The organism is Citrobacter sp. Cpo091, assembly GCF_030332645.1.
In the GTDB taxonomy this organism is placed as follows: domain Bacteria; phylum Pseudomonadota; class Gammaproteobacteria; order Enterobacterales; family Enterobacteriaceae; genus Citrobacter; species Citrobacter portucalensis.
In genome coordinates this window covers 507,195-529,514 of record NZ_JAOWHL010000040.1, presented here as the reverse complement: position 1 = coordinate 529,514, position 22,320 = coordinate 507,195, and the positions used below count along the sequence as shown (strand labels likewise).

21 protein-coding genes are annotated in these 22,320 nt (G+C 53.0%); 14 read left to right on the top strand and 7 right to left on the bottom strand.

All coding sequences use genetic code 11. The features are described 5' to 3' along the window. Nucleotides 1-4 precede the first annotated feature (4 nt). From ppk1 to purM, 3 genes are all read right to left on the bottom strand, one after another. Nucleotides 5-2,071, bottom strand: coding sequence for a polyphosphate kinase 1 (gene ppk1 / locus OGY04_RS21420; RefSeq protein ID WP_032944192.1), 2,067 nt, complete (start codon nt 2,069-2,071; stop codon nt 5-7). 216 nt (nt 2,072-2,287) lie between these two features. Beyond that, nucleotides 2,288-2,929, bottom strand: a complete 642-nt coding sequence (purN, locus tag OGY04_RS21415) for a phosphoribosylglycinamide formyltransferase (protein WP_008785442.1) — start codon at nt 2,927-2,929, stop codon at nt 2,288-2,290. After that, nucleotides 2,926-3,963 carry a phosphoribosylformylglycinamidine cyclo-ligase gene (purM, locus tag OGY04_RS21410; RefSeq protein WP_286585999.1) on the bottom strand — a complete coding sequence of 346 codons (1,038 nt, stop codon included), beginning with the start codon at nt 3,961-3,963 and terminating at the stop codon, nt 2,926-2,928. The genes purN and purM overlap by 4 nt, the downstream gene beginning before the upstream one ends. Before the next feature lie 295 nt (nt 3,964-4,258). On the opposite strand from purM, the gene OGY04_RS21405 reads away from it, so the two are divergent. The 4 genes from OGY04_RS21405 (at nt 4,259) to OGY04_RS21390 (ending at nt 8,682) form a co-directional block, all read left to right on the top strand. Next, nucleotides 4,259-5,689 (top strand): 6-phospho-beta-glucosidase, encoded by a 1,431-nt coding sequence (locus tag OGY04_RS21405; RefSeq protein WP_048224988.1) that lies wholly within the window; start codon nt 4,259-4,261, stop codon nt 5,687-5,689. A gap of 183 nt (nt 5,690-5,872) precedes the next feature. Then, nucleotides 5,873-6,499 (top strand): uracil phosphoribosyltransferase, encoded by a 627-nt coding sequence (gene upp, locus OGY04_RS21400; RefSeq protein ID WP_003835110.1) that lies wholly within the window; start codon nt 5,873-5,875, stop codon nt 6,497-6,499. A 96-nt stretch (nt 6,500-6,595) separates the two neighbouring features. Beyond that, nucleotides 6,596-7,885, top strand: a complete 1,290-nt coding sequence (gene uraA / locus OGY04_RS21395; RefSeq protein WP_003835107.1) for a uracil permease — start codon at nt 6,596-6,598, stop codon at nt 7,883-7,885. Nucleotides 7,886-7,980: 95 nt separating this feature from the next. Beyond that, nucleotides 7,981-8,682: a DnaA inactivator Hda gene (locus OGY04_RS21390; RefSeq protein ID WP_211924219.1), complete on the top strand. Its 702-nt coding sequence runs from the start codon at nt 7,981-7,983 to the stop codon at nt 8,680-8,682. Between the two features lie 35 nt (nt 8,683-8,717). On the opposite strand, the gene arsC is transcribed toward OGY04_RS21390, so the two are convergent. Then, on the bottom strand, nt 8,718-9,077 hold the full coding sequence (gene arsC / locus OGY04_RS21385; RefSeq protein ID WP_003037937.1) for an arsenate reductase (glutaredoxin): 360 nt from the start codon (nt 9,075-9,077) through the stop codon (nt 8,718-8,720). A 123-nt stretch (nt 9,078-9,200) separates the two neighbouring features. Further along, on the bottom strand, nt 9,201-10,664 hold the full coding sequence (bepA, locus tag OGY04_RS21380) for a beta-barrel assembly-enhancing protease (protein ID WP_008785438.1): 1,464 nt from the start codon (nt 10,662-10,664) through the stop codon (nt 9,201-9,203). Between the two features lie 226 nt (nt 10,665-10,890). Between bepA and OGY04_RS21375 the strand changes: the two genes are divergently transcribed. The 4 genes from OGY04_RS21375 to iadA all read left to right on the top strand — a co-directional run bounded on the left by OGY04_RS21375 (nt 10,891) and on the right by iadA (nt 14,420). Continuing rightward, complete coding sequence (locus OGY04_RS21375) at nt 10,891-11,955, top strand: AI-2E family transporter (protein WP_003037941.1); 1,065 nt, start codon at nt 10,891-10,893, stop codon at nt 11,953-11,955. A 167-nt stretch (nt 11,956-12,122) separates the two neighbouring features. Then, entirely contained in the window at nt 12,123-12,782 is a 660-nt protein-coding gene (locus tag OGY04_RS21370; protein WP_286585998.1) for a nucleoside recognition domain-containing protein, read from the top strand. Nucleotide 12,783: 1 nt separating this feature from the next. Further along, nucleotides 12,784-13,245, top strand: coding sequence for a YjiG family protein (locus OGY04_RS21365; RefSeq protein WP_003835099.1), 462 nt, complete (start codon nt 12,784-12,786; stop codon nt 13,243-13,245). 11 nt (nt 13,246-13,256) lie between these two features. Beyond that, complete coding sequence (gene iadA, locus OGY04_RS21360) at nt 13,257-14,420, top strand: beta-aspartyl-peptidase (protein ID WP_008785436.1); 1,164 nt, start codon at nt 13,257-13,259, stop codon at nt 14,418-14,420. A 107-nt stretch (nt 14,421-14,527) separates the two neighbouring features. Here the strand turns inward: iadA and bcp are convergent, their stop codons facing one another. Both bcp and OGY04_RS21350 read right to left on the bottom strand, forming a co-directional pair. Then, the gene (bcp, locus tag OGY04_RS21355; RefSeq protein WP_003835095.1) at nt 14,528-14,998 is read right to left on the bottom strand and encodes a thioredoxin-dependent thiol peroxidase; all 471 of its coding nucleotides are present in this window, start codon (nt 14,996-14,998) and stop codon (nt 14,528-14,530) included. Then, nucleotides 14,998-15,570 carry a glycine cleavage system transcriptional repressor gene (locus tag OGY04_RS21350; protein WP_003037954.1) on the bottom strand — a complete coding sequence of 191 codons (573 nt, stop codon included), beginning with the start codon at nt 15,568-15,570 and terminating at the stop codon, nt 14,998-15,000. Before OGY04_RS21350 ends, bcp begins: the two co-directional genes overlap by 1 nt. Nucleotides 15,571-15,715: 145 nt before the next feature. Here OGY04_RS21350 and dapA point away from each other — a divergent pair, with 145 nt between their 5' ends. The 6 genes from dapA (at nt 15,716) to ypfH (ending at nt 22,268) form a co-directional block, all read left to right on the top strand. Then, nucleotides 15,716-16,594 carry a 4-hydroxy-tetrahydrodipicolinate synthase gene (gene dapA / locus OGY04_RS21345; RefSeq protein ID WP_003037957.1) on the top strand — a complete coding sequence of 293 codons (879 nt, stop codon included), beginning with the start codon at nt 15,716-15,718 and terminating at the stop codon, nt 16,592-16,594. A gap of 16 nt (nt 16,595-16,610) precedes the next feature. Continuing rightward, the gene (gene bamC, locus OGY04_RS21340; protein ID WP_003835088.1) at nt 16,611-17,645 is read left to right on the top strand and encodes an outer membrane protein assembly factor BamC; all 1,035 of its coding nucleotides are present in this window, start codon (nt 16,611-16,613) and stop codon (nt 17,643-17,645) included. Nucleotides 17,646-17,756: 111 nt separating this feature from the next. Continuing rightward, on the top strand, nt 17,757-18,470 hold the full coding sequence (purC, locus tag OGY04_RS21335; RefSeq protein ID WP_286585997.1) for a phosphoribosylaminoimidazolesuccinocarboxamide synthase: 714 nt from the start codon (nt 17,757-17,759) through the stop codon (nt 18,468-18,470). Nucleotides 18,471-18,598: 128 nt separating this feature from the next. Continuing rightward, nucleotides 18,599-19,465 carry a KPN_02809 family neutral zinc metallopeptidase gene (ypfJ, locus tag OGY04_RS21330; protein WP_003037967.1) on the top strand — a complete coding sequence of 289 codons (867 nt, stop codon included), beginning with the start codon at nt 18,599-18,601 and terminating at the stop codon, nt 19,463-19,465. A gap of 15 nt (nt 19,466-19,480) precedes the next feature. Further along, nucleotides 19,481-21,496, top strand: coding sequence for a tRNA(Met) cytidine acetyltransferase TmcA (locus tag OGY04_RS21325; RefSeq protein ID WP_286585996.1), 2,016 nt, complete (start codon nt 19,481-19,483; stop codon nt 21,494-21,496). Between the two features lie 73 nt (nt 21,497-21,569). Continuing rightward, nucleotides 21,570-22,268 carry an esterase gene (gene ypfH, locus OGY04_RS21320; RefSeq protein ID WP_103285620.1) on the top strand — a complete coding sequence of 233 codons (699 nt, stop codon included), beginning with the start codon at nt 21,570-21,572 and terminating at the stop codon, nt 22,266-22,268. The last annotated feature ends 52 nt before the right edge of the window (nt 22,269-22,320 follow it).

The window sequence follows — 22,320 nt, the reverse complement described above, 5'->3', positions numbered from 1 at the left end:
ATCTTTAGTCAGGTTGCTCGAGTGATTTGATGTAATCGTAAATCGCCAATTGTGACTGAACCTTACGGCGGTTTCCGCGCGGTACGTAGCGATTACTCAGTTCTTTATCAATAAAGCGGGCTTTCACCGTGTCGCTGAACAGGATATCGATAATATCCAGCACGCGTTGCTTAAGGCGCGGGTCAAGAAGCGGTGTGGCAACTTCGATACGATAGTCGATGTTTCTTGTCATCCAGTCAGCGGAGGAGAGATACACCTGCTTGTCACCTCCGTTCTCGAAGATATAGACCCGGTCATGTTCAAGATAGCGATCAACGATGCTGATAACGCGAATATTGTCGCTGATACCTTCCAGATTCGGAATCAAAGAACACATACCACGAATCAACAAATTGACCGGCACACCAGAGCTTGAGGCCGCATAGAGGCGGTCAACCAGACCTTTATCGACCAGGTTATTCAGTTTTAGCGTAATGCCGGAAGGCAGTCCTTGCTGCGCGTTGGCGATTTCTTTGTCGATCATCGCGTACAGCAGACGGCGTGAGTTCTGCGGGGAAACCAGCAGATAATCGAACGTCACCGGGCGATACGGGTTCTCGATGAAGTTAAACACCCGACGCACTTCGTTGGTAATGCGCGAATCGGCAGTTAGCAACGAGTAGTCGGTATACAGGCGTGCCGTTTTTTCGTTGAAGTTCCCCGTCCCGATATGCGCATAGCGCACGACTTCATCACCTTCTTTACGCGAGATAAGGAACAGTTTGGCGTGAATTTTCAGGCCTGGCGCGGAGAAGATGACGTGAACGCCTGCTTCGGTAAGACGCTTGGCCCAATGGATGTTGGCTTCTTCATCGAAGCGGGCCTGCAATTCCACCACCACGGTGACTTTCTTACCGTTGTGCGCGGCATGGATCATTGAATCTATGATGCGTGAATCTTTTGCCACACGGTAGATGTTGATCTTTATAGCCAGCACGCTCGGGTCGAAAGAGGCCTGGCGCAGCAGTTCAAGAACGTGCTCAAAGGTGTGATAGGGGTAATACAGTAGCACGTCGCGTTCGCGAACGGCGTCAAAGCCGTTACGAAACTTCTCGTTGTCGAACCAGATATGGCGCAGACGCGGCAGCGGTTTGTTCACCAGGTTAGCTTTGCCAACGTTAGGGAAGTTAATAAAGTCTTTGAAGTTATGGTAACGCCCGCCGGGAACAATCGAGTCGTAGCGAGAAATCGTCAGTTTTTCACGCAGTACTTCGACCAGTGCATTGGGCATGTCACGCTGATAGACAAAACGTACAGGTTCTGCGGTCAGACGCTGTTTCAGGCTGGATGACATCAGCTCCATCAGGCTCGATTCCATCTCGTGCACCAAATCGTATTCGGCGTCACGGGTCATTTTCATCGAATAGGCGTTCAGTGCGTCGTAGTCAAAGAACCCTTTGAAAATGTCGTCAAGGCAGTAACGTAAGATGTTGTCCAGCAGGATCATCGGTTTGCGACGGCGCGGGGTTTCCGGCGGCAGATTCACAAAACGGGGAACCTTGTCGGAAGGGATTTCCAGCAGCGCGTAGCGGATCGTATCACCACGGATAATTTCTACCGCCAGATAGGTGTAATCATCTTTCAAAAACTGGACTAAATCCGTCTCGCGGTTAATCAGGATCGGCGTGATGTGCTGGCGAAGATATTGCTTGAAGTAATGACGCAACCAGCTTTGCTGATTGACCGACAACTGGCGTTCGTTGATTAAGAAAATCTGATTGCGCGCCATTTCCAACAGCAACTCGTTGTACAGGCCGTCAAATTCCTGATCGGCTTTTAATACGCGGGCCTGGATTTTGCCTAACAAATGGCGGGAGTGAGAGTTTGAACCCTGTTCTTCGCTAATAATGATTCGGCGCTTCAGTTCGGCAAAACGAACCTTATAAAACTCGTCGAGGTTATTGGAATAGATGCCTAAGAAACGCATCCGTTCGATCAACGGGTTTGACTTATCAGCAGCTTCCTGGAGTACACGTTCGTTGAACGCTAACCAGCTGAGTTCTTTCTCGATGTATAGCTTTTCCTGACCCATTACCACTTTTACTCCGTTTCATTCACGGGACACTACCGATTTATTATGGCGAGCATTGCTCTCAGATGTCCAACTGTGCCAGAAAAATATGACAATAAACCGTCTGATAGCAAAGAGAAAGGGGGAGCGTAGATGAATACCGGTGGTATTAACCGGAAAAGGTAGTTATGCCTGTAAGCCGGATGGTGACATTCGGCTTACAGGTTGGTTTTTTTATTATTCGTCGGCGGCGTAGCCTTGTGGAGGCAAACGAACGCCATCCAGCCATGCAGCGTTATCACGCATCTTCAGGCGACCATCGATAAACCAGCTTACCACCAGCGGGTAAATGGTATGTTCCTGAGCCTGAACCCGTGCCGTGACATCATCTTCGCTGTCGCCTTCAAATACTGGAACTTTGGCCTGGAGAATGACCGGTCCGCCGTCCAACTCATCCGTCACGAAATGGACTGAGGTACCATGTTCTTCATCGCCGTTTTCCAGTACCTGGCGATGCGTATGCAGGCCGGGATACTTCGGCAATAAAGACGGGTGGATATTCAGCAATCGTTCAGCATAGTGAGCGACAAACGCCGGGCTGAGGATACGCATATAACCGGCCAGCACCACAACATCGGGTGCATAGGCGTCAATCTCTTGTATCAGTTGGCGGTCGAATGCTTCGCGACTGGCAAACTGGGCGGCTTCCAGCGAGTGTGCCGGAATATTCGCTTCGCGTGCGCGTTCAAGGCCGAACGCATCGGCCTTGTTACTGAATACTGCACGTATGGTGCCATTGATTTTTTTCTGTTCGCAGGCGTCGATTATCGCCTGCAAATTGCTTCCGTTGCCGGAAATGAGCACCACAATGTTTTTCATTCAATGACCACACGCTGTTCGGAATCAGAAGCTTTGATGATACCGATTTCCCATGCGTTTTCACCTTTCTCATTGAGCAAAGCAAGGGCTTTGTCCACTTCCGGAGCTGGCAGGGCGATAACCATACCTACACCGCAGTTAAAGGTGCGATACATCTCATGTTGGCTGACGTTACCCGCCGTTTGCAGCCAGTTGAAGACGGCTGGCCACTGCCATGAAGATTCGTCGATCACTGCCTGCGTGTTGTCTGGCAGAACGCGTGGAATATTTTCCCAGAAGCCGCCGCCGGTCAGGTGGGCAATGGCGTGCACATCAACCTTCTCGATCAGTTCCAGAATGGATTTCACGTAAATGCGGGTAGGGGCCAGTAAGTGATCGGCCAGCGGCTTGCCTTCAAGCTCGGTGGTTTCTGGGTCACAACCGCTGACTTCTACAATTTTACGCACCAGAGAGTAGCCGTTGGAGTGCGGGCCGCTGGAGCCGAGCGCAATCAGTACGTCACCGTCAGCCACTTTTGAACCGTCGATAATCTCTGATTTTTCGACGACGCCAACGCAGAAACCTGCCACGTCGTAATCTTCGCCGTGGTACATCCCCGGCATTTCAGCTGTTTCCCCACCGACCAGCGCACAGCCAGACTGCAGGCAGCCTTCGGCAATCCCGTTAATGACGCTGGCTGCGGTGTCCACATCCAGTTTGCCGGTTGCATAGTAGTCGAGGAAGAACAGCGGCTCAGCGCCCTGAACCACGAGGTCGTTGACGCACATTGCGACGAGGTCAATGCCGATAGTGTCGTGGCGTTTCAGATCCATCGCCAGACGCAGTTTTGTACCAACGCCATCAGTGCCGGAAACCAGTACCGGTTCACGATATTTTTGCGGCAATGCGCACAGCGCACCGAAGCCACCCAGACCACCCATAACTTCCGGACGACGAGTTTTCTTTACTACGCCTTTGATTCGATCAACCAGAGCATTACCTGCATCAATATCAACACCGGCATCTTTGTAGCTAAGAGAGGTTTTATCGGTCACTGCCTGCTTCCCCACATGTTTACTTGCAGTAAAAGTTAAATTCGGCGCAATTCTAACAGGGAAAGCAAACGTTTGCGAGCCTGCTCTGCATCAAGTTTTATCTGCTGGTTTTTTCAGCATTTTACAATCATTTATCTATTTGTTTGAGCTGCACCACGAAAATGAAACCGGGTACAGTCTTGTGCTTGAATCCTGTTAGCCGAATGCACAGTATCGTACTGAAACCGGTTTCTGTTTTCTGTTGCGGACCTCATCAACAGCGTTTTGCGCAGAGTCATCACGATAGGGGAAGGGTATGTCAGGATTTAAAGCAGATTTCATGTGGGGTGGTGCTGTCGCTGCTCATCAACTGGAAGGTGGCTGGCAGGAGGGCGGAAAAGGCGTCAGCGTTGCCGATGTCATGACCGCGGGAGCGCATGGTGTGGCGCGTGAAATTACCGACGGTGTGATTGCCGGTAAAAATTACCCTAACCATGAGGCCATCGATTTTTATCATCGCTATAAAGACGACATAAAGCTGTTTGCCGAAATGGGGTTTAAATGTTTTCGCACCTCTATTGCCTGGACACGTATTTTCCCCTTCGGCGATGAAGAACAACCCAATGAGTCTGGCCTACAGTTCTATGATGACCTGTTTGACGAATGCCTGAAATATGGCATTGAGCCGGTGATTACGCTGTCGCATTTTGAGATGCCTTACCATCTGGTGACGGAGTACGGCGGCTGGCGCAACCGCAAGCTTATCGATTTCTTTGTCCGTTTTGCCAGGGTGGTATTCACTCGTTACCAGCACAAAGTGAAGTACTGGATGACGTTTAATGAGATTAACAACCAGGCAAATTATCACGAAGATTTCGCGCCCTTTACTAACTCAGGTCTGAAATACCAGCCTGGCGAAGACCGCGAGCCGGTCATGTACCAGGCGGCGCACTATGAGCTGGTGGCAAGCGCACTGGCGGTAAAGGTCGCGCGTGAGATTAACCCGGAATTACAAATAGGGTGCATGATTGCCATGTGTCCTATCTATCCGCTGACCTGCGCGCCAGACGATATGATGATGGCGATGAATGCCATGCACCGGCGTTACTGGTTTACTGACGTCCATGTTCGCGGCAAATACCCGCGGCATCTTCTCAACTACTTTACCCGCCGTGGCTTTGAACTGGATATCACCGAGGAAGACCGTCAGGCGCTGACCGAGGGCTGCGTTGATTACATCGGCTTTAGCTATTATATGTCTTTCGCGACCCAGGCAACGGCGGACAACCCACAGCTGGATTACGACGAGTCGAAAAGCCTGGTTTCCAACCCGTACGTGCAGAAATCGGACTGGGGCTGGCAGATTGATCCGGTTGGCCTGCGTTATTCACTGAACTGGTTCTGGGATCATTATCAACTGCCACTATTTATTGTGGAGAATGGATTTGGCGCCATTGATGTGCGCGAGGACGATGGTACAGTTAACGACCAGTACCGTATCGACTACCTTGCCGCCCACATACGTGAGATGAAAAAAGCGGTGGTGGAAGATGGCGTGGATCTGATGGGATATACCCCGTGGGGCTGCATTGATTTAGTCTCTGCCGGGACAGGGGAGATGAAAAAACGCTACGGGTTTATCTATGTCGATAAAAATAATGACGGTAGCGGGACATTAACGCGCTCACCTAAAAAATCTTTTTCGTGGTATCAAAAAGTCATCCAGACCAATGCTGAATATCTTTAAAATTCATAGCATTGACAGCGAGCCCCGCCATCAGTGCGGGGCTTGTTTTATACTCATCATTCAGACGCAAATGACTTTGGTTGATCCATATCAAGCGTATGCAGTGTTGCGCCAGAGAGGAAAAGCGGTATAATCCGGCGATTTTTTTTGTGGTTGCCATTCGTCTGAGGAAAGGAGAAGAGTATGAAGATCGTGGAAGTCAAACACCCACTCGTCAAACACAAGCTGGGACTGATGCGTGAAAACGACATCAGCACTAAACGCTTTCGTGAACTCGCCTCGGAAGTTGGCAGTCTGCTGACTTATGAAGCAACCGCTGGTCTGGAAACCGAAAAGGTGACCATTGAAGGCTGGAACGGTCCAGTTGAAGTTGACCAAATCAAAGGCAAAAAAATCACCGTTGTGCCTATCCTGCGTGCGGGTCTGGGCATGATGGAAGGCGTTCTGGAAAACGTTCCGAGCGCGCGTATCAGCGTTGTTGGTATGTACCGTAACGAAGAGACGCTGGAGCCGGTTCCGTATTTCCAGAAGCTGGTTTCTAACATCGATGAGCGTATGGCGCTGATCGTTGACCCAATGCTGGCAACCGGCGGCTCTGTTATCGCCACTATCGATCTGCTGAAAAATGCAGGCTGCACCAGCATTAAAGTGCTGGTCCTGGTTGCGGCACCGGAAGGTATCGCGGCACTGGAAAAAGCCCACCCGGATGTGGAGCTGTACACCGCCTCCATCGATCAGGGACTGAACGAGCACGGATACATTATTCCGGGGCTCGGCGATGCCGGCGATAAGATTTTTGGTACTAAGTAAACGAATAAGTGAAAAGAAGCCGACTTTAAGAGTCGGCTTTTTTTTGAATAAAACAACCCAATGGCTAATAACAAACAACACTCAGAGGAAAACACTATGACGCGCCGTGCTATCGGGGTGAGTGAAAGACCGCCGCTTTTACAGACAATCCCGCTTAGTTTGCAGCACCTGTTCGCCATGTTTGGCGCAACGGTACTGGTGCCAGTCCTGTTCCACATCAACCCGGCTACCGTTCTGCTGTTTAACGGCATTGGTACGTTGCTGTATCTCTTTATTTGTAAGGGTAAAATTCCCGCATATCTGGGTTCCAGCTTTGCCTTTATTTCCCCGGTACTGCTGCTGCTGCCGTTAGGGTATGAAGTGGCGCTGGGCGGTTTCATTATGTGTGGCGTCCTGTTCTGCCTGGTTTCTTTCATTGTTAAGAAGGCAGGAACCGGCTGGCTGGATGTCATGTTCCCGCCTGCGGCGATGGGCGCAATCGTTGCCGTCATCGGTCTGGAGCTGGCTGGCGTTGCTGCGGGTATGGCGGGGTTACTGCCTGCTGAGGGGCAATTACCGGATTCAAAAACCATCATCATTTCTATGGTGACGCTGGCGGTAACGGTCTTTGGTTCCGTATTGTTCCGCGGTTTTATGGCGATTATCCCGATTCTGATCGGGGTGCTGGCCGGTTATGCGCTTTCCTTCGTGATGGGCGTTGTGGACACTACGCCGATTGCGCAGGCCCACTGGTTCGCGCTGCCGACGTTCTACACGCCGCGTTTTGAATGGGTTGCCATTCTGACCATCCTGCCAGCGGCGCTGGTGGTCATCGCCGAACACGTCGGGCATCTGGTGGTGACGGCGAATATCGTGAAAAAAGATTTGATTCGCGATCCTGGCCTGCATCGTTCTATGTTTGCCAACGGTCTGTCTACGGTAATCTCTGGTTTCTTCGGCTCTACGCCGAACACCACGTACGGCGAAAATATCGGCGTAATGGCGATTACCCGCGTTTACAGTACCTGGGTTATCGGCGGTGCGGCAATTTTCGCCATTCTGCTCTCCTGCGTGGGTAAACTGGCGGCGGCGATCCAAATTATCCCACTGCCGGTGATGGGCGGCGTATCACTGCTGCTGTACGGTGTGATTGGTGCTTCTGGTATTCGCGTACTGATCGAGTCGAAGGTTGACTATAACAAGGCGCAGAACCTGATCCTGACCTCGGTTATTTTGATCATCGGCGTAAGTGGTGCGAAAGTTCACATCGGTGCCGCAGAGCTGAAAGGCATGGCGCTGGCGACCATCGTTGGTGTCTGTCTGAGCCTGATTTTCAAAGTTATCAGCCTGCTGCGTCCGGAAGAAGTCGTGCTTGACGCGAAAGATGCAGACAGTCCGCAACAGTAAATCTCTGACCGGGCGGCAGCGCTGCCCGGTTCTATCGCGACGTATTTCTGTGTTAAACTCAACGCGATTTTATGAAATCCTGGGTTGAGGTATCTCTGAACACACCGGCACAGCTCTCTTTGCCACTTTATCTTCCTGACGACGAAACTTTCGCAAGTTTCTGGCCGGGGGATAACTCCTCTTTACTGGCTGCACTGCAAAACGTGCTGCGTCAGGAACATAGCGGGTATATTTATCTCTGGTCGCGTGAAGGCGCTGGCCGTAGTCATTTGCTGCATGCAGCCTGTGCGGAACTGTCCGCGCGCGGCGATGCGGTAGGCTACGTGCCGCTCGACAAACGCACCTGGTTCGTCCCCGAGGTGCTCGACGGGATGGAGCATTTATCGCTGGTATGCATCGATAACATCGAATGTGTGGCTGGTGATTCGCTGTGGGAAATGGCGATCTTTGATCTCTACAACCGTATCCTGGAGTCGGGGAAAACGCGTTTGCTGATCACCGGCGATCGTCCGCCAAGACAGCTGAATCTGGGGTTGCCGGATCTCGCCTCACGCCTGGACTGGGGGCAAATCTACAAGCTACAACCGCTTTCCGATGAAGATAAGCTGCAGGCGTTGCAATTACGCGCCAGACTTCGTGGATTTGAACTGCCGGAAGATGTGGGACGTTTTCTGCTAAAGCGTCTGGATCGGGAAATGCGAACGCTGTTTATGACGCTGGATCAGCTTGATCATGCGTCGATCACCGCCCAGCGTAAGCTGACCATTCCGTTCGTAAAAGAAATTCTGAAGCTGTAAGCGCCGCAGCCGAGAAGACTGCGGCAGGTTGCAGGTTAACCGACGATTTCCAGTACCTGCTCAGGCGGGCGTCCAATTCGAGCCTGACCTTTGGCAACCACAATCGGGCGCTCCATCAGTTTCGGGTTTTCCACCATTGCCTGAATCAGCGCATCTTCACTCAGATTTTTGTCCGCCAGGTTAAGCGATTTATAGAGATCCTCTTTCTGGCGCATCAGTTCACGCGCGCTGGACATACCGAGCATCTGCAGCAGTTCGCGCAGGGTTGCTGCGTCAGCCGGCGTTTCCAGATACAACACCACTTCCGGGTCCACGCCGTTGGACTTCAGTAATTCCAGCGTTTCACGGCTCTTGGAGCAGCGTGGGTTATGGTAGATTTTAATCGCGTCTGACATGACTTCTCCTTGCATAACAATACTGCCGGATGGCGGCCAAAAGACCTTATCCGGCCTACATATTGCGTCTGACGTAGGCCGGATAAGACGCGACAGCGTCGCCATCCGGCAAAGGTTCGATAATTACATCTTCGTGTACGGTTTAAAGCGTTCTTGCAGCTGGCGTAGCTGGTCAATACGGGCATCGTATCTGGCCTGCTGCTGGCTACCCAGTTTCACCTGAGAGCTTGCGCTGCTGAGCATCGAAATAGCCTGATCCAGACGTCCCGCGAGGGCATACCCCTCCGCGCGCGCCGCCAGCTCCTGATCGCGGTTGCTCAGGTTGGCTTCCGTTTGCGCTAACAGATCCCAGCCGTTAGGGTCATCTTTATGGTTAAACGTATAGCGATTCAGGATGGTCGCCGCCTCTTTGGCTTGTCCACCCTGTAAATAGGCATTCGCCAGGTTGAGCTGCAGAACCGGGTTAGTGCGCAGGTCGCGGGCGTTTTTCAGGCGGTTAATGGCATCACTGGTTTTCTTCTGGCCGAGATCGATATCCGTTGCCAGGTCGAGATACCAGGCATTGTTAGGATCCGCCGCCAGCAGCGGTTGCAGCGCTTTACGCGCCTCGTCGTATTTACTGGCTTCCATCGCCTGCAATGCCCGGCCATACTGGGCCGCACGTTGCTCACGTACGTTGCCTTTCGACCAGCTACTCAGCAGGTCATCGGTCAACTGGTTACGACCAGAGTTGTACATGCCTAAGGTTCGTGCCTTAGCCAGATAAAAATCTTCTGACGACTGGACGACCACCGGGCGCATCTGGTTGGCGCGGTTACGGGCATCAGACAGACGGCTTTCCGGCAGGGGGTGAGTCAGCAAAATTTCCGGCGGACGCGAAGAGTAACGAGCCTGGTCGAGCAGTTTTTCCAGGAACGTTGGCATGGCCTGGGGATCGAATCCCGAGCGTTGCAGTACCTGAATACCAATGCGATCTGCTTCCTGTTCGTTTTGCTGCGTAAAGCTGATCATTCCCTGACGTGTCCCCGCCAGCGTACCGGTCAGCGCCGCCATACCCGCCTGCGGGCTGGCCATTGCTAATAAAATTGAACCTAATGCGCCAACCCACGTTAGCGGTGCGCTACGTTTCTGGTCTTCCATGGCACGCGCCAGGTGGCGTTGCGTGACGTGGGAAATTTCGTGCGCCATAACCGATGCCAGCTGGCTTTCGTTGTCGGAATAGCGGAATAGTGCGGAGTGCAGGACAACGTTGCCGCCAAAGAAAGCAAAGGCGTTGATTTCATCGTTGTTAATCAAAAAGAAGGTGAAGGGCGTTTTTACCGAGTCGGCGTGCGAGACCAGACGCATCCCCAGCGCATTAATGTATTGGGTGAGCAATGGATCGTTAATTAATGGCGCACTGCCGCGCAGTTGGCGTACGTAATAATCGCCCATCTGCATTTCCTGTCCTATGGAAAGCGTACTGCCTGCCGACGTTCCCATATCAGGCAGGGTGTCCGCAGTATCAGCAAATGCGGGCGCAACCTGACCGATAGTCAGTGCGGCAATGAGGGTAGCAACCAGGTTTTTTTTCAACTGCCTGAACATAACCTCTGTCCTGTATTCTTTTTTGAGATAGCCATTTGACCGATGCTGTGAAGTATCGTTCACACTCCGCAAGCTTACGGAGTGTAACTGCGAAACCTGACGATGAACACCCAGGAAAAATGTCTTTTCACTTTGCGTAATCAGCCATAAAAAGCGAAGTCTTTTTTGTGACATTTCGATACAATTCGGGATCGCAATCCCGCTATTGGGTTCATGGAAGGGTTTTATGCTCGAAATGTTGATGCAATGGTATCGTCGCCGCTTTAGCGACCCCGAAGCCATCGCCCTGCTGATTATTCTTGTTGCCGGTTTTGGCATCCTGTTTTTCTTTAGCGGTCTTTTGGCGCCGCTGCTGGTCGCCATTGTGCTGGCGTACCTGCTTGAATGGCCGACAGTGCGGCTGGAACATATTGGGTGTTCACGGCGTTGGGCGACATCGATTGTGCTGGTGGTGTTTGTCGGTATTTTACTGCTGATGGCCTTTGTGGTGATGCCCGTTGCGTGGCAGCAGGGAATTTACCTGATCCGCGACATGCCCGGCATGCTCAATAAATTGTCTGATTTTGCCGCCACCTTGCCACGACGTTACCCGGCGCTGATGGATGCGGGCATCATTGATGCGATGGCGGAAAATATGCGCTCGCGAATGCTCACCATGGGCGATTCGGTGGTGAAATATTCGCTGGCCTCACTGGTCGGTTTGCTGACGCTGGCGGTTTACCTGGTTCTCGTCCCATTGATGGTGTTCTTTCTGATCAAAGATAAAGGACAGATGCTGAACGCCGTGCGCCGGGTGCTGCCGCGTAACCGCGGGCTGGCGGGGCAGGTATGGAAAGAGATGAATCAGCAAATCACCAACTATATCCGCGGGAAGGTGCTGGAAATGGTGGTGGTCGGCGTAGCGACCTGGCTCGGCTTCCTGCTGTTTGGTCTCAACTATTCGCTGCTGCTGGCGGTGTTGGTCGGGTTCTCGGTGCTGATCCCGTATATCGGCGCTTTTGTGGTGACGATTCCGGTGGTTGGCGTGGCGCTGTTCCAGTTCGGGCTTGGCACCGAGTTCTGGAGCTGTTTTGCTGTGTACCTGATAATCCAGGCACTGGACGGCAATTTGCTGGTTCCCGTGCTGTTCTCCGAGGCGGTCAATCTGCATCCACTGGTGATTATTCTCTCCGTGGTGATTTTCGGCGGTCTGTGGGGATTCTGGGGCGTATTCTTTGCGATTCCTCTGGCGACGTTAATCAAAGCGGTAATGCATGCCTGGCCGGATGGTCAGGTCGTTGACGAACCCTAATCTGCAAGATCCGGCGATATCATGTCGCCGGATCTGAACTTGTCTGACCTCTATCCACACTTTCTGAATAATCTCTTCTGCTGTCGTTTTTCTCCGCGTTTGTCTTTAACTTGACCATCGTGATGTCTTTTAGTCACACAAGGATTAAAGGCCAACAGGAGAACAAAATGGGTCACAGCACACACACGCAGCAAAAGGTGGGATGGGGCGGTTATCTCGCTTTTTTTATTACGATTATTCTTTTTTCCGGCATGTTTGCGAAAAGTACCGAATGGTGGCGGGTCTTTGACTTCACCGTCCTCAACGGTGCGTTTGGGCAGATTAATGCTGCGGGCGACACGGCAGTCTCTTTTCGTGGCTCTGGGGGGATGGGGGCAAAAGACGGCTTCTTATTCGCGCTTGAACTGGCGCCTTCCGTCATTCTTTCGCTCGGGATTATTTCCGTCACCGAAGGGTTGGGTGGGTTGCGCGCGGCACAACAGCTGATGACGCCGGTCCTGCGTCCGTTACTGGGCATTCCGGGTATTTGTTCGCTGGCGTTGATTGCGAATTTGCAAAATACCGATGCCGCGGCAGGGATGACCAAAGAAATGGCGGAAGAGGGCATTCTCACAGAGCAGGAACGCGCTATTTTTGCCTGCTGGCAAACCAGCGGCAGCGCGTGCATTACCAACTATTTTTCTTCTGGCGCAGCGCTGTTTACGATGGTGACTGTTCCGGTGATTACGCCGCTGGCTGTGATCCTTGTCTTCAAATTTGTGGGTGCGAACCTGTTGCGTGTGTGGATCGCGCAGCTGGAAAATCGCCGTATGCAGCAGGAGGCGTGAGATGACAACACAGGTACGTAAAAACGTCATGGATATGTTTATCGATGGCGCACGGCGCGGGTTTACCATTGCAACAACCAGTCTGTTGCCTAACGTGGTGATGGCGTTTGTGATTATTCAGGCGCTGAAGGTGACAGGGCTGCTCGAGGTTGTCGGGCGGGTATGCGAGCCGGTAATGGCGCTGTGGGGGCTGCCAGGGGAATCTGCCACTGTGCTGCTGGCAGCGGTGATGAGTATGGGAGGCGGCGTCGGCGTGTGCGCCAGCCTGGTTGTCGCCGGAACGCTTTCGGGACATGATGCCACGGTGTTGTTACCGGCTATCTACCTGATGGGAAATCCGGTGCAAAATGTGGGCCGTTGTCTGGGGACCGCGGGGGTTCATCCTCGTTATTATCCGCTAATTATTGCGGTATGCGTCATTAATGCGCTGCTCTCTATTTGGGTTATGCAGGTTATTGCCTGACAAGGAAGGTTATGAACTGTTCAATTCTTGATTTGACGTTGTTCCAGCAGGGACACGTGTATGCACCGGAAGATTTAGGGCGACAGGATATACTGGTCTCCGGCAGCAAAATTGTTGCCATCGCCCCGTCAATTTCTCCTGAAGACTTTCCCGGTTGCGAGTGTATCAATCTTGACGGCGCGATTGTATGCCCAGGATTTATCGATCAACACGTCCATCTTATTGGCGGCGGTGGGGAAGCGGGGCCGCATACCCGCACGCCGGAAGTGCGCTTGTCACGGCTGGTTGAAGCTGGTGTCACGTCGGTGGTGGGTTTGCTGGGTACCGATGGCATTACCCGTCACCCTGAATCGCTGCTGGCAAAAACCCGCGCGCTGGAGTTTGAAGGTATCAGCGCCTGGATGCTGACCGGGGCGTACTCTCTGCCTTCCCCGACTATCACCGGCAGCATCGATCGCGATGTGGCGCTGATTGATAAAGTTATTGGTGTGAAATGTGCGGTTTCGGACCATCGTTCTTCAGCCCCGGATACCTCGGCGCTGGCAAATATGGCGGCGCAGTCGCGCGTCGGCGGGTTGTTGGGGCGCAAACCAGGGATCAGCGTTTTCCATATGGGCGACAGCCCGCGCATGCTGGAACCGTTGTACCAGATCCTTGACTGTTGCGATGTGCCGATTACTAAACTGTTGCCGACACACGTTAACCGTGCGGAACCGTTGTTCCAGGCGGCGCTGGAGTATGCCCGTAAAGGCGGTTATATCGACATTACCAGCAGCATAGATGAGCCCGTCGACCCGGCCACGGCTATCGCCACGGCGCTGCGCCAGAACGTGCCGCTGTCGCGCATTACCCTGAGCTCGGATGGCAACGGCAGCCAGCCGGAATTTGATGAGCTTGGCAATCTCACCGGCATCGGTGTCGCGGGGTTTGAATCACTGGCTGAGACGGTGCGCCAGTTGGTGAAGGTTCATGCCATACCGCTGGAACAGGCGTTGTGCCCGCTGACGCGTACGGTCGCAGAATTTTTGGCACTGGAGCATAAAGGGCGTCTGGCGGTGGGATGCGATGCGGACATTCTGGTGCTCAACGACGCGCTGGAAGTTCATCACCTGTGGGCGAAGGGAAAAGCCGTAGTCAGGGAGCAGAAAGCGTGTGTGAAAGGGACGTTTGAGTAACCGGGCGGTCATCTGCCGGATGTCGACGCTAACGCGTCTTATCCGGCCTACGTGCGTGCATTTGTAGGCCGGATAAGGCGTTCACGCCGCCATCCGGCATTTCACGGTCAGGCGTTCTCTTTCAGCCAATTCATTACCACGTCGTGGTGGTTGCTGGTTTTGAAGTCATCAAACACATGCTCAATTTTCCCTTCGGCATCAATCAGGAAGCTGATGCGGTGGATGCCATCGTAGGTTTTGCCCATAAATGACTTCTCACCCCAGACGCCGAACTGCTCGCAAACCTGATGATCTTCATCGGACAGGAGCGTGAAATTCAGGACTTCTTTCTCCGCGAATCGGGAAAGCTTCTCTGGTTTGTCGGTGCTGATCCCCAGCACTTCAACACCCGCTTTTTTTAACTCATCCATGTTATCGCGCAGGCCGCAGGCCTGTACGGTACAGCCGGGTGTCATGGCTTTCGGGTAAAAATAAACCAGAACACGCTGTCCCTGGAAGTCGGTTAAATTTACTTGTTCTCCGTCTTGATCCGGCAAGCTAAATTTCGGTGCGATATCACCGGCTTTCAGTGGGTTCATTACTTAACTCCATCCTGTTCATCATGCTGTGAGTAATTGACGACGTTAATACTGCCTTGCGCATTGAGTTCTGTACAGAGTGCTTTAAACGCATCTTCAATATTTGCCGAATCATGTGACGCAGGACTATGTGCGGTAATTTGAATAAACAACTGCGCCGCCTTTCCATTCTCAGCCGGTTGCGTGCGTGAAACCAGTTCCGCAATATTCATTTGGTGGCTGTCAAACAGAGCGGTGAAGCGTTCAATCAAATGGGGAGAATCAGGGACATCGACCTGCACCCATACCGTAGCAGGCATTGCCGGACGGGGGCGCGCGGTCGTGCGCTTCATCACAATGAGTAAATCCAGCTCTGCGCCTTTTAAGGGCAGGGTTGATTCAATCAGGGTGATGGCATTCCAGGTTCCCGACAGCAACATGATAAACGTGAACTCATCACCCAGCATGGCCAGTCGGCTGTCTTCGATATTACAGCCGCAACTGCTGACATGACGCGTGATGGTGTTCACAATTCCTGGGCGATCGGCACCCAGCGCAGTAATGACCAGATAGTGTTGCGATGACGATGTCAAACCTGTTCTTCCTTTGAGCGGTGAGGTAATCATAAGGAAAGCATAAAAAAAACATGCATACAACAATCAGAACGGCTCTGGTCGCTTGCTTTTATTGTCGTACCAAACGTACCATTGAGACACTTGTTTGCACAGAGGATGGCCCATGTTCACGGGAAGTATTGTCGCGCTTGTTACGCCGATGGATGAGAAAGGTAAAGTCTGCCGGTCGAGCCTGAAAAAACTGATTGATTATCATGTCGCCAGCGGCACCTCGGCGATCGTTTCTGTTGGCACCACCGGTGAGTCCGCCACCCTGAGTCATGATGAACATGGCGATGTGGTGATGATGACGCTGGAACTGGCTGACGGGCGTATTCCGGTGATTGCCGGAACCGGCGCCAATGCGACCGCGGAAGCCATTAGCCTGACGCAGCGTTTCAACGACAGCGGTGTTGTCGGCTGCCTGACGGTGACGCCTTACTACAACCGCCCAACCCAGGAAGGTTTGTTCCAGCATTTCAAAGCCATCGCTGAGCATACTGACCTGCCGCAAATTCTGTATAATGTGCCGTCCCGTACTGGCTGCGATATGCTGCCGGAAACCGTTGGTCGTCTGGCGAAAGTTAAAAATATTATCGCTATTAAAGAGGCCACGGGGAACTTAAGTCGCGTTCACCAGATCAAAGAGCTGGTTTCGGACGACTTTATTCTGCTCAGCGGTGATGACGCGACCGGACTGGATTTTATGCAGCTCGGTGGTCATGGCGTGATTTCCGTAACGTCTAACGTTGCGGCACGTGATATGGCTGAAATGTGCAAACTGGCGGCAGCCGGGCAATTTGCCGAGGCGCGGGTGATTAACCAGCGTCTGATGCCGTTACACAACAAACTATTTGTCGAACCCAATCCTATCCCCGTGAAATGGGCGTGTAAGGAGTTGGGACTTGTGGCGACCGATACGCTACGTCTGCCGATGACGCCAATCACGGACAATGCTCGTGAAATCGTCAAAGCGGCGCTTAAGCATGCCGGTTTGCTGTAAAGTTTAGGGAGATTTGATGGCTTACTCAGTACAAAAGTCGCGCCTGGCCAAGGTTGCGGGTGTTTCGCTTGTTATGTTGCTCGCGGCCTGTAGCTCTGACTCGCGCTATAAGCGCCAGGTGAGCGGTGATGAATCCTATCTGGAGGCCGCACCGCTTGCTGAGCTTCATGCTCCAGCTGGGATGATTTTGCCGGTTATGTCGGGCGACTATAATATCCCGGTAACCAACGGCAGTGGTGCCGTGGGTAAAGCGCTGGATATTCGTCCACCGGCTCAGCCGTTAGCATTAGTCACCGGTGCTCGCACACAGATCGCGGGTGATACGTCGACATTACTGGTGGAAAACGGTCGTGGCAACACACTGTGGCCGCAGGTCGTTAGCGTCATTCAGTCTAAAAACTACACGATCACCAAACGTGATGATGCCAGCCAGACGTTGACCACCGACTGGGTTGACTGGAACCGTCTGGATGAAGACGAGCAGTACCGTGGACGTTATCAAATCTCGGTTAAACCGCAGGGCTATCAGCAAGCGGTAACGGTGAAACTGGTTAACCTCGAGCAGGCGGGTAAACCCGTAGCCGATGCGGCATCAATGCAGCGTTACAGCGCTGAGATGATGAACGTTATCTCTGCTGGTCTGGATAAGAACGCCACCGACGCCGCGAATGCCGCGCAGAACCGCTCTGCAGCCACCATGGATGTTCAGAGCGCCGCCGATGACACCGGTTTACCAATGCTGGTGGTACGTGGACCGTTCAACGTGGTGTGGCAGCGTCTGCCGGCAGCGCTTGAGAAAGTGGGGATGAAGGTAACCGACAGCACCCGTTCTCAGGGCAGCATCGCGGTGACCTACAAACCACTGTCCGATAGCAACTGGCAGGAGTTGGGCGCAAGCGATCCGGGTCTGGTATCCGGCGACTATAAACTGCAGGTCGGTGATTTAGACAACCGCAGCAGCTTGCAGTTTATCGATCCGAAGGGGCATACCCTGACTCAAAGCCAGAACGACGCGCTGGTCGCCGTCTTCCAGGCAGCGTTCAGTAAGTAAAAATAAAGGGCTGGATAACTCCAGCCCTTTTTTTCTGATATGATACGCAAACGTGTGCGTCGGCAGAAAAACGCAATATTTATCGTTAATTCACACCCAGGAGTAATAAAGATGCAAAAGCAAGCTGAGTTGTATCGTGGTAAAGCGAAGACCGTATACAGCACGGAAAACCCGGACCTGTTGGTGCTCGAATTCCGCAATGATACGTCAGCAGGGGATGGCGCGCGCATTGAACAGTTTGACCGTAAAGGCATGGTGAACAACAAATTCAACCATTTCATTATGACTAAACTGCAAGAAGCGGGTATTCCTACCCAGATGGAGCGACTGCTTTCTGATACCGAATGTCTGGTGAAAAAACTGGAGATGGTACCGGTTGAATGTGTGGTACGTAACCGCGCGGCAGGCTCTCTGGTTAAGCGTTTAGGTGTTGAGGAAGGTATTGAACTGAATCCGCCGCTGTTTGATCTGTTCCTGAAAAACGATGCTATGCACGATCCAATGATTAACGATTCCTATTGCGAAACTTTTGGTTGGGTGAGCAAAGAGAATCTGGCGCGTATGAAAGAGCTGACCTACAAAGCTAACGACGTGCTGAAAAAGATGTTTGATGATGCTGGTCTGATTCTGGTCGACTTCAAACTTGAGTTTGGTTTGTATAAATGTGAAGTGGTCCTGGGTGATGAATTCTCACCGGACGGTAGCCGCCTGTGGGACAAAGAAACGCTGGATAAAATGGACAAAGATCGCTTCCGCCAGAGTCTGGGCGGCCTGATCGAAGCCTATGAAGCCGTCGCGCATCGCCTGGGTGTGAAGTTAGACTAATCTTCCCCTGAGCCGGCGATCGCTCTCCGGCTCATTAACCCCACCTGATTTGATTACTATTTCTTATGGTAATCCTGTTCCGAACCGCCTACGATCATCATCATAATGAATAAAAAGTTGAGGTGATTATGCGCTGGCAAGGGCGTCGTGAAAGTGACAATGTGGAAGACAGACGAAACAGCTCTGGCGGCGGCCCCTCTATGGGTGGGCCCGGTTTTCGTCTGCCCAGTGGTAAAGGCGGCATCATCCTGCTGATTGTGGTGCTGGTGGCGGGTTATTATGGCGTGGATCTCACCGGGCTAATGACTGGCCAGCCGGTCTCCCAACAGCAATCATCACGCTCCATCAGCCCAAACGATGATGAAGCGGCAAAATTTACCTCGGTGATTCTGGCTACAACAGAAGATACCTGGGGACAGCAGTTTGAAAAAATGGGCCGCACCTACCAACAGCCGAAGCTGGTGATGTACCGGGGCGCGACGCGTACCGGCTGCGGAGCGGGTCAGTCCGTGATGGGGCCGTTTTATTGCCCGGCAGATGGTACGGTTTACATCGACCTTTCATTCTATGACGACATGAAAAACAAGCTGGGCGCTGATGGTGATTTTGCTCAGGGCTATGTTATCGCCCATGAAGTGGGTCATCACGTGCAGAAACTGCTGGGCATTGAACCTAAAGTTCGTCAGATGCAGCAGAATGCCTCACAGGCAGAAGTGAACCGTCTTTCCGTTCGAATGGAACTGCAGGCAGACTGCTTTGCCGGTGTCTGGGGCCACAGCATGCAGCAGCAGGGCGTACTGGAGTCTGGTGACCTGGAAGAGGCACTGAACGCCGCACAGGCCATTGGTGACGATCGTCTGCAACAGCAGGGACAAGGACGCGTAGTACCGGACAGCTTTACTCACGGAACCTCTGAACAGCGTTTTACCTGGTTCAAACGCGGTTTTGACAGCGGCGATCCGGGGCAATGTAATACTTTTGGTAAAGGTATTTAAGACTCTGTGGCAGGGATGTCCGATAACACGGCGCTGAGCGCGTTAACCGAACAAATGACCCACGAAGGGATCCGTCGTCTGCTGATTATCAGCGGCGAGGATAACTGGTGTCAGGAACAGGCATTAGCGCTACGTAGCACGTTACCCGGCGACTGGCTGTGGGTAGGGGAGCAAGCCCCTACCGAGCCGTGCTGTACGCCGCAGGCGCTAAAAACATTATTAGGGCGCGAGTTTCATCATGCGGTTTTTGACGCCAGGCAAGGTTTTGACGCTGCGGCGTTTGCCGCCTTAAGCGGCACACTGCTTGCTGGCAGTTGGCTGGTATTGCTGACCCCACCCTGGCATTCCTGGCACACACATCCGGACGCGGATTCACTACGCTGGAGCGATTGTGCTGAACCGATCCCTACACCGCACTTTATTGAGCACATCAAACGGGTGATTTCCCGCGATAGACAGGCTCTGCACTGGCAACAGCATCAGCCGGTTGCCTGTCCGCATTTTCCTGCTCGCGCAGCCTGGCATGCGGCAACCGGCGAACCCCAGCCAGAACAGGCGATGATATTAAATCATTTGCTGGCTATGCCTCCCGGTGTGGTTGCGGTGACGGCCGCACGGGGTCGGGGCAAGTCCGCTCTGGCAGGGCAACTCATAGCGCGGATTAACGGCACTGCGATTGTGACAGCGCCTGCCAAAGCGGCAACCGATGTGCTGGCGCAATTTGCCGGAGAGCGTTACCGTTTTATGGCCCCGGATGCGCTGTTAAGCAGTTCTGCAATCGCAGACTGGCTAATTGTGGATGAAGCCGCCGCGATCCCCGCGCCGCTGCTGCACCAACTGGTGGCGCGTTTTCCTCGTACGCTGTTAACCACTACAGTACAAGGCTACGAGGGTACGGGGAGAGGCTTCTTGCTGAAATTCTGTGCTCGCTTCCCCAATCTTCAACGCTATGAGTTGCAGCAACCGGTACGCTGGGCGCAGGGATGTCCGCTGGAGCAAATCGTCAGCGATGCGCTGGTGTTTGATGATGAAACGTTCACGCATGCCCCATTGGGGGAGCTTCACTTCTCGGCATTTGAGCAACAGTCCTGGCATGCTAATCCGGCGCTGCCGTTAGCGGTATACCAGCTACTTTCCGGAGCGCATTATCGCACCTCGCCATTGGACCTGCGGCGGATGATGGACGCGCCTGGTCAGCATTTTCTTCAGGCATCAACCGCTGACTCAGTTGCGGGAGCCGTCTGGTTGGTCGATGAAGGAGGACTATCCGCGGAATTAAGCCAGGCCGTCTGGGCCGGATATCGTCGACCGAGAGGGAATCTGGTTGCGCAGTCGCTGGCGGCGCACGGTGGTGACCCGTTGGCGGCGACGCTCGTCGGGAGACGGGTCAGTCGAATTGCGGTTCATCCTGCGCGCCAAAGAGAAGGTATTGGGCAACAGCTGATTATGCAGGCCCTGCGTTATTCCATGCAGTGTGATTATCTGTCCGTCAGCTTTGGGTATACGGCTGAACTATGGCGTTTCTGGCAACGCTGCGGTTTTGTGCTGGTGCGAATGGGAAATCATCGGGAAGCCAGCAGCGGCTGTTATACCGCCATGGCGTTACTTCCCATTAGCGAAGCGGGGAAACGCCTTGCCGAGCGGGAGCACCAGCATTTGCGTCGTGATGCGGAAATCCTTGCGCAATGGAACGGTGAGAGCATTCCGCTGGTCCCGCTGAAAGAGACTACGCTTAATGAGGATGACTGGGCTGAGCTGGCTGGGTTTGCCTTCGCGCATCGGCCATTATTGACGTCGCTAGGCTGTCTGAGTCGTCTGCTTGAGCACAGTGAGTTACCTCTTCCGGCCTTGCGTGGACGCATCCAGGCTAAACGTAGCGACGCCGAATTGTGTCAACAGCTCAAGATTTCTGGTCGTAAAGCGTTGCTGGTCATTCAGCGCGCCGAAGCGGCGCAGGCATTAAATCAGTTAGATGCAGAGCGTGAACAGCGGCTACATAATCGCATTATGCAATGGCAATTTTTTCACTAACTTCTTCAATTTCCTGGCATGGTCATTGCGGTTAAGCGGCGTAGAATGATTCTCATCAGCTAAGGAGAACGCCATGAAACATGACCATTTTGTTGTTCAAAGTCCCGATAAACCCGCTCAACAGCTACTGCTGCTGTTTCATGGCGTCGGCGATAACCCGGTTGCTATGGGCGAAATTGGCACCTGGTTTGCGCCGCTGTTTCCGGATGCGCTAATCGTTAGCATTGGTGGAGCAGAGCCTTACGGGACGACGTCCGGACGTCAGTGGTTTTCGGTGCAGGGCGTAACAGAAGAGAATCGTCAAGCACGCGTTGACGCCATAATGCCGGTGTTTATCGAAACCGTGCGCTACTGGCAGAAGCAAAGCGGCGTTTCGCCGCAGGCAACCGCGCTGATTGGTTTTTCTCAAGGTTCAATTATGTCACTTGAGAGCATCAAAGCTGAGCCGGGGCTGGCGTCGCGGGTTATCGCCTTCAATGGCCGCTATGCCACCTTGCCAGAGGCTGCAACCACCGCGACGACGGTGCATTTGATTCACGGTGGTGAAGACCGGGTAATTGAGTTATCTCATGCCGTTGCCGCGCAGGAAGCGTTAATTCGCGCCGGTGGGGATGTGACGCTGGATATCGTTGAAAATCTGGGGCACGCCATTGATGAACGCAGCATGCAGTTTGCGCTCGATCATCTGCGTTTTACCGTACCGAAGCACTACTTTGATGAAGCGCTGAGCGGCGGTAAGCCTCACGATGATGATGTGATTACCATGATCTGATTGATCACCGTAGGCCGGATAAAACGCGAAGCGTTGCCATCCGGCACGTAAT

Bases quoted from the DNA above. Each gene is read 5' to 3' on its own strand.
- ppk1 (WP_032944192.1), bottom strand. From the start codon at position 2,071: ATGGGTCAGGAAAAGCTATACATCGAGAAAGAACTCAGCTGGTTAGCG.
- purN (WP_008785442.1), bottom strand. From the start codon at position 2,929: ATGAAAAACATTGTGGTGCTCATTTCCGGCAACGGAAGCAATTTGCAG.
- OGY04_RS21405 (WP_048224988.1), top strand. From the start codon at position 4,259: ATGTCAGGATTTAAAGCAGATTTCATGTGGGGTGGTGCTGTCGCTGCT.
- upp (WP_003835110.1), top strand. From the start codon at position 5,873: ATGAAGATCGTGGAAGTCAAACACCCACTCGTCAAACACAAGCTGGGA.
- uraA (WP_003835107.1), top strand. From the start codon at position 6,596: ATGACGCGCCGTGCTATCGGGGTGAGTGAAAGACCGCCGCTTTTACAG.
- arsC (WP_003037937.1), bottom strand. From the start codon at position 9,077: ATGTCAGACGCGATTAAAATCTACCATAACCCACGCTGCTCCAAGAGC.
- bepA (WP_008785438.1), bottom strand. From the start codon at position 10,664: ATGTTCAGGCAGTTGAAAAAAAACCTGGTTGCTACCCTCATTGCCGCA.
- OGY04_RS21375 (WP_003037941.1), top strand. From the start codon at position 10,891: ATGCTCGAAATGTTGATGCAATGGTATCGTCGCCGCTTTAGCGACCCC.
- OGY04_RS21370 (WP_286585998.1), top strand. From the start codon at position 12,123: ATGGGTCACAGCACACACACGCAGCAAAAGGTGGGATGGGGCGGTTAT.
- OGY04_RS21365 (WP_003835099.1), top strand. From the start codon at position 12,784: ATGACAACACAGGTACGTAAAAACGTCATGGATATGTTTATCGATGGC.
- iadA (WP_008785436.1), top strand. From the start codon at position 13,257: ATGAACTGTTCAATTCTTGATTTGACGTTGTTCCAGCAGGGACACGTG.
- bcp (WP_003835095.1), bottom strand. From the start codon at position 14,998: ATGAACCCACTGAAAGCCGGTGATATCGCACCGAAATTTAGCTTGCCG.
- dapA (WP_003037957.1), top strand. From the start codon at position 15,716: ATGTTCACGGGAAGTATTGTCGCGCTTGTTACGCCGATGGATGAGAAA.
- bamC (WP_003835088.1), top strand. From the start codon at position 16,611: ATGGCTTACTCAGTACAAAAGTCGCGCCTGGCCAAGGTTGCGGGTGTT.
- purC (WP_286585997.1), top strand. From the start codon at position 17,757: ATGCAAAAGCAAGCTGAGTTGTATCGTGGTAAAGCGAAGACCGTATAC.
- ypfJ (WP_003037967.1), top strand. From the start codon at position 18,599: ATGCGCTGGCAAGGGCGTCGTGAAAGTGACAATGTGGAAGACAGACGA.
- OGY04_RS21325 (WP_286585996.1), top strand. From the start codon at position 19,481: ATGTCCGATAACACGGCGCTGAGCGCGTTAACCGAACAAATGACCCAC.
- ypfH (WP_103285620.1), top strand. From the start codon at position 21,570: ATGAAACATGACCATTTTGTTGTTCAAAGTCCCGATAAACCCGCTCAA.